The sequence below is a fragment of the Haloplanus sp. C73 genome, from assembly GCF_051195115.1.
GTDB lineage: Archaea > Halobacteriota > Halobacteria > Halobacteriales > Haloferacaceae > Haloplanus.
This window is the reverse complement of sequence record NZ_JBNTJZ010000001.1, coordinates 739,068-751,384: the sequence shown is the minus strand read 5'-3', so window position 1 is coordinate 751,384 and position 12,317 is coordinate 739,068. Positions and strand designations below refer to the sequence as shown.

At 65.5% G+C, this 12,317-nt stretch carries 12 protein-coding genes; 9 read left to right on the top strand and 3 right to left on the bottom strand.

Annotated elements, in window-relative coordinates; all coding sequences use genetic code 11:
* Positions 1 to 62 precede the first annotated feature (62 nt).
* Positions 63 to 986, bottom strand: coding sequence for an acetamidase/formamidase family protein (locus ACQUSQ_RS04045; protein WP_435067214.1), 924 nt, complete (start codon positions 984 to 986; stop codon positions 63 to 65).
* Positions 987 to 1,326: 340 nt separating this feature from the next.
* On the opposite strand from ACQUSQ_RS04045, the gene ACQUSQ_RS04040 reads away from it, so the two are divergent.
* The 8 genes from ACQUSQ_RS04040 to ACQUSQ_RS04005 all read left to right on the top strand — a co-directional run bounded on the left by ACQUSQ_RS04040 (position 1,327) and on the right by ACQUSQ_RS04005 (position 7,773).
* Positions 1,327 to 2,604: an urea ABC transporter substrate-binding protein gene (locus ACQUSQ_RS04040; RefSeq protein WP_435067274.1), complete on the top strand. Its 1,278-nt coding sequence runs from the start codon at positions 1,327 to 1,329 to the stop codon at positions 2,602 to 2,604.
* A 9-nt stretch (positions 2,605 to 2,613) separates the two neighbouring features.
* The gene (gene urtB, locus ACQUSQ_RS04035) at positions 2,614 to 3,495 is read left to right on the top strand and encodes an urea ABC transporter, permease protein UrtB (protein ID WP_435067213.1); all 882 of its coding nucleotides are present in this window, start codon (positions 2,614 to 2,616) and stop codon (positions 3,493 to 3,495) included.
* Position 3,496: 1 nt separating this feature from the next.
* On the top strand, positions 3,497 to 4,576 hold the full coding sequence (locus tag ACQUSQ_RS04030) for an ABC transporter permease subunit (RefSeq protein ID WP_435067212.1): 1,080 nt from the start codon (positions 3,497 to 3,499) through the stop codon (positions 4,574 to 4,576).
* Positions 4,573 to 5,334, top strand: a complete 762-nt coding sequence (locus ACQUSQ_RS04025; protein ID WP_435067211.1) for an ABC transporter ATP-binding protein — start codon at positions 4,573 to 4,575, stop codon at positions 5,332 to 5,334. The genes ACQUSQ_RS04030 and ACQUSQ_RS04025 overlap by 4 nt, the downstream gene beginning before the upstream one ends.
* A gap of 8 nt (positions 5,335 to 5,342) precedes the next feature.
* Positions 5,343 to 6,041, top strand: coding sequence for an ABC transporter ATP-binding protein (locus tag ACQUSQ_RS04020; RefSeq protein ID WP_435067272.1), 699 nt, complete (start codon positions 5,343 to 5,345; stop codon positions 6,039 to 6,041).
* A 57-nt stretch (positions 6,042 to 6,098) separates the two neighbouring features.
* Positions 6,099 to 6,467, top strand: a complete 369-nt coding sequence (locus ACQUSQ_RS04015) for a VOC family protein (protein WP_435067210.1) — start codon at positions 6,099 to 6,101, stop codon at positions 6,465 to 6,467.
* A gap of 62 nt (positions 6,468 to 6,529) precedes the next feature.
* On the top strand, positions 6,530 to 7,201 hold the full coding sequence (locus ACQUSQ_RS04010; protein ID WP_435067209.1) for a DsbA family protein: 672 nt from the start codon (positions 6,530 to 6,532) through the stop codon (positions 7,199 to 7,201).
* Positions 7,202 to 7,236: 35 nt separating this feature from the next.
* Positions 7,237 to 7,773 carry a hypothetical protein gene (locus tag ACQUSQ_RS04005; RefSeq protein ID WP_435067208.1) on the top strand — a complete coding sequence of 179 codons (537 nt, stop codon included), beginning with the start codon at positions 7,237 to 7,239 and terminating at the stop codon, positions 7,771 to 7,773.
* Positions 7,774 to 7,795: 22 nt separating this feature from the next.
* Here ACQUSQ_RS04005 and ACQUSQ_RS04000 read toward each other — a convergent pair whose 3' ends face one another.
* Positions 7,796 to 8,713, bottom strand: a complete 918-nt coding sequence (locus tag ACQUSQ_RS04000) for an HpcH/HpaI aldolase/citrate lyase family protein (RefSeq protein ID WP_435067207.1) — start codon at positions 8,711 to 8,713, stop codon at positions 7,796 to 7,798.
* 186 nt (positions 8,714 to 8,899) lie between these two features.
* On the opposite strand from ACQUSQ_RS04000, the gene gatE reads away from it, so the two are divergent.
* A complete protein-coding gene (gene gatE, locus ACQUSQ_RS03995) occupies positions 8,900 to 10,771 on the top strand; it encodes a Glu-tRNA(Gln) amidotransferase subunit GatE (protein WP_435067206.1) in 1,872 nt (623 codons plus the stop codon).
* On the opposite strand, the gene ACQUSQ_RS03990 is transcribed toward gatE, so the two are convergent.
* Positions 10,772 to 12,217 carry an ATP-binding response regulator gene (locus tag ACQUSQ_RS03990; protein WP_435067205.1) on the bottom strand — a complete coding sequence of 482 codons (1,446 nt, stop codon included), beginning with the start codon at positions 12,215 to 12,217 and terminating at the stop codon, positions 10,772 to 10,774.
* Positions 12,218 to 12,317 lie beyond the last annotated feature (100 nt).

Sequence of the window (12,317 nt, the reverse complement as noted above, 5' to 3'; positions counted from 1 at the left end):
AGCACGGAACGCGGAATAATCGACGGAAGGCTCCGGGGTGAATCCGGCCTCGTCGGCGCGACCTACAGGTACTCCTTGCTGATGCCCGCGCCGATGGTGTAGTTCGGGTCGACCATGTTGCCGAGACGGACGTGCCCGACCTGTGTCAGGAGCAGGTACGCCTCCATCTCGTCGAAGCCGTAGTCGTCGGCTAGCCACGCGATGAGGTCCGCGTACGCGGCGCGGGCGGCGTCCTCCATCGGGCGGACGCTCCCGATGCTCATGATGAAGTCCTCGGACTCCAGACGCGGCCACTCCAGTTCCCAGTCGTCGATTACGTCGACCGTGATGGTCGTGGTCGTCGGATGTTCGAGGGCCACGCCACAGAGTTCGCCGTCGCCCTGTGCGGCGTGACAGTCGCCGAGATAGACGTACCCGCCCTCGACTTCGACGGGGAGATACACCGTGTTGCCGGGGCGGACGTCCGGGAGGTCCATGTTGCCGCCGTGTTTGAACGGCGTGAGTGCGTCGATGGATTCTAGCTCCGGCGACGTGCTAATCGTGCCGATAAACGGCTCGTACGGAATCGTGATGTCGTCGTTCCAGACCGTTCCCTCGGTCGTCACCTCGAGTTTCTTGACGATTTCCGGGAGCGGGTCGTGAAGCATTGCGGTCCGGTCGGTCGCCGACAGCCCGCCGAAATAGGGCACCGTACACGTCGTCCCGCGGGGCTGTGGGCCGCGTGGCTCGATGCTCTCGATGGTGATAGCGAGCGCGTCGCCCTCCTCCGCGCCCTCGACGTATATCGGGCCGTTCTGCGGGTTCAGATAGTCGCCGAGCACCTCGCTCGGCAGGTCGTCCTCCGTCTCGATGGCGCCCCCGAACGCGTCTTTCGTTTCGACTTCGACCGTATCGCCCGGTTCGATTTCGAGGACTGGGTCGGGGTAGGGGCCGACCGTGTAGTGGTACTCGCCTTGCAGGTCTTCGGTGAGTTGGTGAGTGGTCACGGTGTTCGATAGAGCCTGATACGACGGCGGATTAAATTCTTTTGGTTTTCACGGGATATAGGAAAGATATGTCTAGTAGAACGAGATAAAATACTATGAAAAAAGTTCTACTACTGGGAGAATTGGAAACCTCGCTTACCCCGCTCTACAGCGCTTCTCTCGGTTATCTGATTCTGAATTTAATCCTCTAGCGAGTTTATTACCCAAACTATAATCTAATACCAGATTTTCCTAGATATATGTCGACTAACGAGTGGAAAAGTATAATAATGTCCATCTAATCGGGTAGGGCGTGAAGCGAACGAACGACGAAACGGCGGAGGATGCGTCTTCTAATCGATTGACCGACCGGTTCGCGGGGCGGAGCCGGCGACGATTTCTCCAAGCTGCCGGTGCGACTGGGACGCTCGCACTCGCGGGCTGTTCGGGAATCACCGGCGGCAGCGGGTCGGACACGCTCAAGATGGGCGTTCTCGAAGACCAGTCGGGTAACTTCGCGCTGACCGGCATCCAGAAGTATCAGGCCCAGCGGCTGGCCGTCGAGGAAATCAACGCCGAGGGCGGCATCAACGGGCAGGAAATCGAGATGATTTCCCCGGACCCACAGTCCGATAACCAGCGCTATCAGGAACTCGCTCGGCGACTCATCAACCGAGACAACGTCGACGTCCTGTTCGGCGGGTTCGCGAGCAGTTCGCGCGAGGCAATCCGCCCAATCGTCGACGAGAACCAGCAACTGTACTTCTACACGAACCAGTACGAGGGCGGCGTGTGCGACACCTACACGTGGTGTACGGGTGCCGTTCCGGAACAGCAGATTTCGACGACGCTGGAGTTCCTGACCAACGAGTTCGGGGACGACATCTACACCATCGCCGCCGACTACAACTTCGGGCAGATTTCGGCCGCGTGGTACCGAAAGATTGCCAACGAAATCGGCGCGAACGTCATCGGCGAGGAGTTCATCCCGCTCGACGTTTCTCAGTTCGGTTCCACCATCAACCGGATTCAGGAGGCCGACCCGGACCTGCTGGTAACGTTGCTCGTCGGCTCGAATCACGCCTCGTTCTACAACCAGAAAAACGCCGCCGGGCTGGACGTGCCGATGAATACAACGGTGAACATGGCTCAGGGGTACGAACACCTCCGGTTCGACCCGCCCGCGCTCGCGAACATGTACGTCGGCGTCAACTACATGCAGGAGATTCCGACCGACCAGAACCGGGACTTCGTCGACCGGTACTACGAGCGGTGGCCAGACGCGGATTACGTCGGCCAGATGGCACAGAACTCCTACTTCACGACCTACCTCTACAAGCAGGCTGTCGAGAAGGCGGGGACGACGGACCAAGACGAGGTGCTAGCCGTTCTCGACGAGGAGCCGATGACGGTCGAAGCCCCGGAGGGGACGGTCACGACCGACCCCGAAACCCACCACGTCACCCACCAGATTCGGCTGGCTCGCGCGGACGAGAATCACGAAATCTCGTTCCAGAACCAGCAGGCGGTCGAGCCGTACTGGCTGCGCGAGACGCCGTACCCCGGCTGTGACCTCACCGAAACCGTCGGCGCCAGCGAGGACGAGGAGATGACGCAGTACCAGCCACAGGGGGTCTGACGGGCCACGATGGCAGCCATACTCCCGCAACTGCTCAACCTCCTCCTGCAGTTTATCGATAGCTTCGGGTTTCTCGTCCTCTCGGCTATCGGACTGGCCATCATCTTCGGGATGATGGGGGTCATCAACCTCGCTCACGGGGAGTTCATCACCGTCGGGGCGTACGGCACGGCGCTCAGCTTCCACGCCGGCCTCCCGCTTCCGGTGGCCATGCTCGTCGGCGTCGCGATAACGACGGTGTTCGGCCTGATTCTGGAGTTTACCGTCATCCGACAGCTCTACGGGCGCCTGCTGGACTCCATGGTGGCGACGTGGGGGATTAGTCTCATCATGATTCAGGGCCTGCGAATCGTCTTCGGCTCCTCGCTGTCCAGTATCGGGACGCCGCTCGGGTCGGTCCAGTACGGCGCGTTCTCGTACTCGACGTACCGGCTCCTGCTGGCCGGGGCGAGTCTCGCCCTTCTCGGACTCCTCTACTGGGTCTTCACCTCCACGGCGTTCGGCACGCGCGCCCGAGCGACGATTCAGGACGAGGAGATGAGCCGCGCGCTCGGCACCGACACCAATCGGATGTACCTGCTCACGTTCGGCATCGGGTCGGCGCTCGCCGGCCTCACCGGCGCGCTCTACGCCCCGACGATGACCATCGTCCCCGGCATGGGGTCGACGTTCCTCGTCGAGGCGTTCGTCACCGTCGTCGTCGGCGGCGCGTCGGTACTCGTCGGCACGACCGGTGCCGGCCTGTTGCTCGGGTTCATCAACGCGGTGTTCTCGAACCTGTTCGGCACCTTCGCCGGCCGGATGGCACTGCTCATAACAACCATTCTCGTAATTCGCGCGCTCCCGCGCGGCATCACCGGACTGCTCGACGACATCCGAGGGGGGGCCTGAGATGAGTGGTGAAACGGCGACGAGCGTCGACCAGCCGACCGCTGACGGCGCCCTCGCCCGTCTGCAAAACGCCCTCGAAGGCCCGAACACGCTCGGACAGGGGCGGGCGTTCTGGCTCGGGTTCGCCGTACTCGTCGGCCTGTTGCTCGTCTACCCCCTGCTTCGGTCGTCGTACTACGTCTCGAACACCGCCTATCTGCTCGTGTCGGCCTTCCTCGGCCTCAGCCTCTGTCTCGTCTGGGGGTACACCGGCATCTTCAGCTTCGGGCAGGTGGCGTTCTACGGCGTCGCCGGCTACACGTTCGGCATCGTCAGCATCAACGTCACCGGGCCGGTCGGCACCATCGCCGGCTTGGTGGTGGCCGTCGTCGCCGCCGGCGCCTTCGCCTTCCTCGTCGGCTACTTCATGTTCTACGGCGGCGTCAGCGACGTCTACGTCGCCATCATCACGCTCGCGGTGACGCTCGTGTTGAACACGTTCATGGGACAGACTGCCGGCGAGGAGTGGGCCGTCGGTGCCGCGCGCCTCGGCGGCTTCAACGGCATGACCGAGATTCCGAGTCTCGCACTCGGCGTCGGCGAGACGGCCGTCACCATCACCGACGCGGCGTTTTACTACTTCGTCGTCGGGACGCTCCTCGTGACGTATCTCGGCCTGCGCGTACTCGTCAACAGCAGTATCGGCTACGTGATGGTCGGGATTCGCGAGAACCAAGACCGGACGGAGCTGTTCGGCTACAACACCCAGCGGGTGAAACTCGGCGTGTTCACCTTCGGCGGCGCCCTCGCCGGCTTCGGCGGCGTCGTCTACGCCTCGTGGGGGAACTACATCGACCCGAGCGTCTTCGGCCTCACCTTCGCCGCCCTCCCCATCATTTGGGTGGCGACCGGTGGGCGGAAGTGGCTCGGCGGTGCCATCGTCGGCACCTTCGCCATCACCTTCGTCTCGCAGAAGCTGTCGGTGTTCGGCGGCGAGTTCTCGCTGGTCATTCTCGGCGCCCTGCTTCTGTTCGTCATCCTCGTCCTCCCCGAGGGGTTCGTCCCGCAGTTGGTGCGGCGACTGGGAGGTGAGGACTCGTGACGTCGAGCGAGCAGACTGCGGCGAACGTGGCCGCGGGCAACGCGCTCCTCCGGACCGAAGGGCTGACCAAGCGCTTCGGCGGCCTCACCGCCGTCGACGACGTGAACTTGCAGATAGACCGCGGCGAGATTCGCTGTCTCATCGGCCCCAACGGCGCCGGAAAGAGCACGCTCCTGAAACTGCTGGTCGGCCAACTCACCCCCTCGGAGGGCAGTATCTTCTACGACGGACGTGACATCACCGACCTCTCACAGCACGAACGCGCGCGAAACGGGCTCAGTATGAAGTTTCAGGTGCCGGCGGTGTACGGCGACCTCAGCGTTCGGCAGAACGTCCACATCCCGCTGCAACGCGAGGTCGACCGGCGCCACATCGACGGCGCCATCGACGAGACGCTCGACGAGTTCGGCCTGCTCGACGCCGCGGAGACGCGCGCGTCAGACCTCTCACACGGGCAACAGCAGTGGCTCGAAATCGCCATGGCGTCGGCACTCGACCCCGACTTGCTCTTGCTCGACGAACCCGCGGCGGGGATGTCGGTCCGGGAAACCGAGCAGACAGCCGAGTACATCCACCGACTCAACGAGGACCGAGACATGACGCTGCTGGTCATCGAACACGACATCGACTTCGTGCGCGCTATCGCCCAGTCCGTGACGGTGCTGCACCGCGGCGAGGTGTTCGCCGAGGGCCCGATAGAGAGCATCGAGAACGATCCCGAGGTGCGTCGCATCTACCTCGGAGAGGTGCGCGAATGAGCGACCCACTGCTCGCGTTCGACGGCGTCGACGTCTCCTACGGCAACACGCCGATACTCCGCGATATCGAGTTCGCCATCGAGGAGGGCGAGACGGTCGGCATCATGGGCCGCAACGGCGTCGGGAAGACGACGCTTATGAAGACGATAATCGGCCTGCTCACGCCCGACGCGGGCACCATCCGCTACGATGGCGAGGACGTGACCGCGCTCTCGGCGGACCGGCGAGCGCGCTTGGGTATCGGGTACATCCCACAAGGACGGGACGTGTTCCCGGACCTCACGGTCGAGCAGAACATCCAGATGGGGCTCTCAATCAGCGACCACAAGTCGGAGAACCTCGTCGACGACGTCTACGAGTATTTCCCCCGCCTCGACGAACGGCGCTCGCAGAAGGCGGGGACGATGAGCGGGGGCGAACAGCAGATGCTCGCCATCGGTCGCGCCCTCGCCGGCAACCCCGACCTGCTCTTGCTCGACGAGCCGTCAGAGGGCATCCAACCCTCCATCGTGCAGGACATCACCGACGACATCGCGAGCATCAACGAGGAGTTCGGCGTGACCGTCCTCTTCGTCGAGCAGAACCTGCAGGTGATTCGGCGCCTCTCCGAGCGGTGTTACGTGGTCGATGGGGGTCGCATCGAGGCGGAACTCGACGCGACTGACCTCGAAGACGCCGAGGCCGTCGCGGACTACCTCGCCGTCTGACCTCGGACGCGCCGTTCAGCCATCTTTTTGTCGCCCGCGGCGGGAGTTGCGAACGGAATGAACCTGATTCACGTCTGTCTGAACGTGGCCGACGCCGACGAGTCCATCGAGTTCTACGAGCAGTTCGGATTCGAAGAATCGTGGTCGTTCGAGACGCCCGACGGCGAGACGGAGAACCGATATATCGCCGACCCCGACGGGGTCGAACTCCAGCTCTCCGAAACCGAGGGCGAAACCGAGTTCGACCAGGGAACGGCGTGGGACCACCTCGCGCTCGGCGTCGACGACGTTGACGCCGTCTTCGAGGACATCGACCACTACGGCGTCGTCGAGGAGCCGGGCGACCAGCCCGCCGCTGGCGCGCGAACCGCGTTCGTGAAGGACCCGGACGGACACGTCGTCGAACTCGTCGAGCCGCTCGAATAGGTTGTGCGCGCCCCGCTCCCACGCGGGGAAGTATCTTCTTGCTGGCAGCCACTCGGGAACGTATGCAGGAGTCTGCCACCGTCACGCGCCGGAGCGTCCTCGCGGGAACCGTCGGCGTCGTCGGTGCGGGGTGCATCGGCGGAAGCGATGGGGGAAACGGCGACGACCCGCAGACGCTCGATACCCACCCCGTCGGACAGGCACTCGCCAGCCAGCCACGCCTCGGCCCCGACCCCGCGACGGCGACCATCGTCGCCTTCGAGGACCCCTCCTGTCCCCGGTGTGCGGCGTTCGAATCGGAGACAGTCCCGAAGATTAAATCGGAACTCGTCGACTCCGGTGACGCGGCCTACGTCGTCCGGACAGCGCCGCTGGTGTATCCGTGGGGCGAGCCGGCGATTCGGGCGCTCGAAGCCACCTACGCCCGCGACGCCGACGCCTTCTGGGCGTTGCTGGCGCACTACTTCGACGAACAGGACGCCTTCGACACCGAGAACGTCCGCGACCGGACGGAGACCTTTCTCACCGCCGAGACGACGGTGGACGGCGCCGCCGTCGTCGCCGACGTCGACGCAGGCACACACGACGAAGCGGTCCAGACCGACGTGTCGGCGGCGGAGGCGGCGGACGTGAGCGGCACGCCCACCGTCTTCCTCTTTCGCGACGGCGAGTACCGAACGCGGGCGACGGGGTCCGTGAGCTTCGAGTTCGTGCGACGGGCGTTGGACCTGTGATTTCACTTCCTACCCGTCGCGCCGACTGGCGACGCATGGGCCGGACGACTCGCCTCGTTCTCGGCGGCCCCGGCTACGCCGCCCTCGCCGTCGTCGCCGCGGCCGTCGCGCTCACGGGGTTCGTCCTCTCGCAGAATCTCGCGACGGTGGGTGACACGCTGGCCGGGCGCGTGCCCGCGACCATCCTCCTCGAACTCTACCCGTTCGTCGGCACCTCGTACGGGCCGGCGACCGGACTGCTCGTCGTCTCGGTGTCGCTTCTCGTCGGCGTCGATGTCGCTCTCGTGGCGTATCACGTCCGCGAACACCGGCTGTCGGCGGAGAGTGGCGGCGGGAGCCTCCTCGGCGTCGTCCTCGGCACGCTCGGCGCGGGGTGTGCGGCCTGCGGGTCGGCCATCCTCGCCGGCGTCCTCTCGCTGTTCGGCGTGGCGGGGCTGGCGACGCTCCTGCCCCTCGACGGACTGGAGTTCGCGCTCTTGGCGCTGGTGGCGCTCGTCCTCTCGATTCACTGGCTGGCCGACGGGATGCGAGGCGGGGAGATTCGCGGCTGTCCGGTCGACCGGCGAAAATAAAGAGACGTTCGAGACGCGGCCGTTAGTCGAGGATGCCGGCGGCGCGGGCCTTGGCGACGATTTCCTGTGCCATCTTGTTGGTGGCTTCGTCGACCATCTGCCCGTCGACGGAGACGGCGCCCTTGCCTTCCTCCATCGCTTCGGCGTAGGCGTCGACGATGCGCTCGGCGCGCTCGGCGACGTCCGGGTCGGGAGCGAAGACTTCGTTGCCGAGTTCGATTTGGCTCGGGTGGATTGCCCACTTGCCGTCGCAGCCAATCATGTTCGCGCGCTCCGCGGACGTGCGGAAGCCTTCGGGGTCGTCGATGTCGGCGTAGGGGCCGTCCAGACACGGCAGGCCGGCGCTCTTGGCGGCGGAGTTACACTCCGAGAGCGCGTGATGCCAGTAGTGGCCGGGGTAGTCGGGGAACTGCCCGATGTCGAGTCCGGGCGTGCCCATCGCGGCGGAGTAGTCGCCGGGACCGAAGATAATCGAGGAGAGGCGGTCGGAGGCGTGGGCGATTTCATAGACGTTGTGGATGCCGTCGCCGTCCTCAATCTGCGGTTCGAGGCCGATGCCGCCGACTTCGAGCCCGTTGTTCTCCTCGACCTGTTCGAGGAGGTTCTCGACGGTGTGGATGTCGCTCGGGCCGGCGACCTTGGGGACGATGATGTCGTCAATCTGTTCGCCCACCGCGCCGACGACTTCGATGATGTCGTCGTACCACCACTTCGTGTCGATGCCGTTCATCCGGTACGACAGAATCTTGTCGGACCAGTCGTGTTCCTCGACGGCTTCGATGAGCGGTTCGCGCGCCTCGACTTTCGCGTTCGGAGCGACGGAGTCCTCCAAGTCGAGGAAGACTTCGTCCGCGTCGCTTCGGGACGCGCTCTCCATGAAGTCGGGGTCGCTGGCCGGCGTCGCGAGCTGGGTGCGTCGAAGTTCGACGTCTTCAGACATGTGCTTTCACCATTACATAAAAGCCGCATGAGAGCAGATAAAGATTCCTTAGTACCCGTATTTTCGGGGTCTGACGTGCCGGATTTCGTCCGTTGTCGACAATGGTCGAATCGGTACCCAGCGGTCCCGCACACTGGCGACGCGCAGACTGAACGCTTTTAGGCTCGCCGGGTAGAGATACGCCCAATGAGCGAGTACGATTACGAGGCGCTCGGACTCGTCGCGGGGCTGGAAATCCACCAGCAACTCGACACCGCGACGAAACTGTTCTGTGCGTGCCCGACCGAGCGTCGGGAGCCGGAGGCGTCGACGCGGCGGTTCTCGCGGTATCTCCACCCGACGAAGAGCGAACTCGGCGAACTCGACGAGGCGGCCGTCGAGGAGAGCCGCGTCGACCGCGAGTTCGAGTATCTGGCCTTCGACACCACCTGTCTGGTCGAGGAGGACGACGAACCGCCCCACCGTATCGACGACGAAGCCCTCGAGGTGGCGCTCCAGATTGCCGCGCTCCTCGATACGACGCCCGTCGACCAAGCCCACGTCATGCGGAAAATCGTCGTCGACGGCTCGAACACCTCCGGCTTCCAGCGGACCACGCTCGTCGGACAGGACGGCGAAATCCAGACCGACGAGGGACCGGTCGGCATCGAGGACTTGCTGTTGGAAGAGGAGAGCGCCGGCCGCGTCGAGGAGACGGAGGATGGCGTCCGATACAGCCTCGACCGACTGGGCATCCCGCTGGTCGAAATCGGGACGAAACCGGACATCTCCTCGCCCCAGCAGGCCCGCGAGGCCGCCGAGCGCATCGGGATGCTCCTGCGCTCGACCGGGTCGGTCAAGCGCGGCCTCGGCACCATCCGACAGGACGTGAACGTCTCCATCGCCGAGGGCGCCCGCGTCGAAATCAAGGGCGTGCAGGCGCTGGACCAAATCGACGAAATCGTCCGCTACGAGGTTGGCCGGCAGGTCGAACTCCTCGATATCGCCGCCGAACTCGACGCCCGCGACGCGTCGGTCGGCGACCCGCAGGACGTGACTGCGGTGTTCGAGGACACCGACAGCGGCGTCATCGGGGGTGCGCTCAGCGGCGACGACGGCGCTGTCCGCGCCGTCCCGCTCTACGGCTTCGACGGCCTCGTTGGGCGGGAGATTCAGCCCGACCGCCGACTCGGGACGGAGCTGTCCGACCACGCGAAACGCCACGGCGCGGGCGGCATCTTCCACACCGACGAACTGCCCGCCTACGGCGTCACCGAGGACGAGGTGGCGGCGCTCCGGGACGCCGTGGGCGCCGGTCCCGAGGACGCCGTCGCCATCGTCGCCGACGACGCGGAGACGGCCTCGCTGGCCATCGACGCCGTCGCGGAGCGTGCGAAGACGGCCATGGAGGGCGTGCCCGAGGAGACGCGCGACGCCACGCAGGAGGGGACGACCCGCTACCTGCGACCCCTGCCCGGCGCGGCGCGGATGTACCCCGAGACGGACGTGCCGCCGGTCGAACTCGACCCGAGCGACGTCGAGCGACCCGAACTCCTGACCGAGAAGGTCGAGCGCTACCAGTCCGAGTACGACCTCGACGCCGGCCTCGCCGAACAGGTGGCCTACGGGCGTCGGATGTCCCTGTTCGAAGACGCCGTCGAGGCGGGCGTCGACGCCACGTTCGCCGCGGGCGTCCTCGAAGGGACGCTGACCGAACTCCGGCGTGACGACGTGCCCGTCGAGCGCCTCACCGACGACCACCTGCGCGCGGTGCTCCGACTGGTCGAAGACGACGAGTTGGCGAAAGAGGGCGTCGACGAAGTGCTCGAAACCCTCGCCGCCGACCCCGACCTCACCGCCGAGGAGGCCGTCGAGGAAGCGGGCCTCTCCGGCGTCGACGAGAGCGAGGTTCGCGAGGCCGTCGCCGAAGTGGTCGAACGCAACGCCGAACAGGTCGAACAGGAAGGGATGGGTGCGTTCTCGGCGCTCATGGGCGAGTGCATGGGCGCGCTCCGCGGGAAGGCAGACGGCGAAGTCGTGAGCGACGCGCTCCGCGACGAGATTGGGAAGCGAACCTGATTACGTCTGTGTCGGCGGCTCCGACTCGCACTCGACGCCCGTTATCTCGAATCGGGTGCCGCCAGACTCGCTCTCGACGACGGCAACCGACCAGCCGTGGGCGTCGGCGATGCGCTGGACGATGGAGAGACCGACGCCGGTCCCCGCCGTCGCCGTGGTGTAGCCGTTCTCGAACACCGCCTCGCGCTCGTCTTCGGGGATACCGACCCCGTCGTCGGCGACGTAGAAGCCGTCGCCCACCCCGCCGACCGTGACCGTCACGTCGTCGCCGCCGTGACGAAGCGCGTTCCCGAGTAAGTTCTCCAGTAAGTGGCCAAGCTGTCCTCGGTCGGCTCGAATCACGAGGTCGGTTTCGATTCGCGGGCTGTCCTCCCCCGTCGCGACGTTTCGCCAGCAGTCTTCGACGGTCGCGGCGAGGTCGACGGGTTCGAGGTCGCTCGTTCGCTCGCCCTCGTGTGTCAGGGTCAGCAGGTCGCCGACCAGTTCGTCCATCCGGTCTAGGGCGTGAGCTACCTCGTCGAGGTGGTCGTCGGCGGCGTCGTTGCGGGCGATAGAGAGGTGGCCGCGAGCGACGTTCAGCGGGCTCCGGAGGTCGTGAGAGACGAGACTGGCAACCTCGTTGAGCCGCTCGTTGCGCCGCTGTAACTCGCGTTCGTGGCCGCGACGCTCCGTGATGTCGCGGGCGGATGCGATGAGCGAGACGACCGACCCCGTCGCGTCGGTCACGGGCCGGATGGTCCCGCTGACGCTTCGTGTCCCTGCGGCGTGGCTGTGGTCGGCCTCGTACATCACGTACTCGCCGGCGGCGGCGCGCTCGACCCACCGCTGGACGTCGTCGCGCATGTCGTCGGTCCACCACGGCGTCTCGGGAAAGGGGACGCCGACGAGGTCCGCGTGGTCGGCGTCGACGAACGACATCGCCGTCTGGTTGGCTTTGCGCAACCGGCCCTCGGGCGAGAGGAGGCCGACCAGCATCTTCGGGTCCTCGAAGACGGCGTCGAGTTGGCGCTCGCTCCGCCGGAGGTCGGCCTGTCGGGCCGCCCGTTCGCGCTCGTCTCGACGCCCCTCGACCGAGGCTCGAACCCGCTTCGACAGAACCGCGTGCTGCTCGCGGTCGGGTCGTCGCCGGACGTAATCCGTCACGCCCGCGGAGACGGCCTTGCTCGCGACCGCTTCACTCCCCGAAGCGGTAAAGAGGATGAACGGATGGTCGAGCGACTGCTCGCGGACGAGACGCAGCAGTTCGACCCCCGTCCCGTCGGGGAGGTCGTGGTCCGCGACGACACAATCGACGCGGCCGAGACGCTCCGCCGCCTCGCGAACGCTCGATGCCGTCCGCAGGTCGAACTGCCTGTCAGCCCGCCCGAGAACCGTCGCGATACGCTTCGCGTCGGGGAGGTCGTCGACACAGAGCACGCGAATCCGCTCGGTCGACTGGGTGGGCATTATCATCTGTATGCCCCCCGGCGGCTAAGATATTGCGGGACGATTATCACGACTGACATCTCTCGGAGAAACGGATTTGAGCGCGGGCCGTGACAATCGA

What these genes read in the sequence shown, in the direction of transcription:
- urtB (WP_435067213.1), top strand. Translation starts at nt 2,614, where the DNA reads ATGGCAGCCATACTCCCGCAACTGCTCAACCTCCTCCTGCAGTTTATC.
- ACQUSQ_RS04030 (WP_435067212.1), top strand. Translation starts at nt 3,497, where the DNA reads ATGAGTGGTGAAACGGCGACGAGCGTCGACCAGCCGACCGCTGACGGC.
- ACQUSQ_RS04015 (WP_435067210.1), top strand. Translation starts at nt 6,099, where the DNA reads ATGAACCTGATTCACGTCTGTCTGAACGTGGCCGACGCCGACGAGTCC.
- ACQUSQ_RS04010 (WP_435067209.1), top strand. Translation starts at nt 6,530, where the DNA reads ATGCAGGAGTCTGCCACCGTCACGCGCCGGAGCGTCCTCGCGGGAACC.
- ACQUSQ_RS04005 (WP_435067208.1), top strand. Translation starts at nt 7,237, where the DNA reads ATGGGCCGGACGACTCGCCTCGTTCTCGGCGGCCCCGGCTACGCCGCC.
- ACQUSQ_RS04000 (WP_435067207.1), bottom strand. Translation starts at nt 8,713, where the DNA reads ATGTCTGAAGACGTCGAACTTCGACGCACCCAGCTCGCGACGCCGGCC.
- gatE (WP_435067206.1), top strand. Translation starts at nt 8,900, where the DNA reads ATGAGCGAGTACGATTACGAGGCGCTCGGACTCGTCGCGGGGCTGGAA.
- ACQUSQ_RS03990 (WP_435067205.1), bottom strand. Translation starts at nt 12,217, where the DNA reads ATGCCCACCCAGTCGACCGAGCGGATTCGCGTGCTCTGTGTCGACGAC.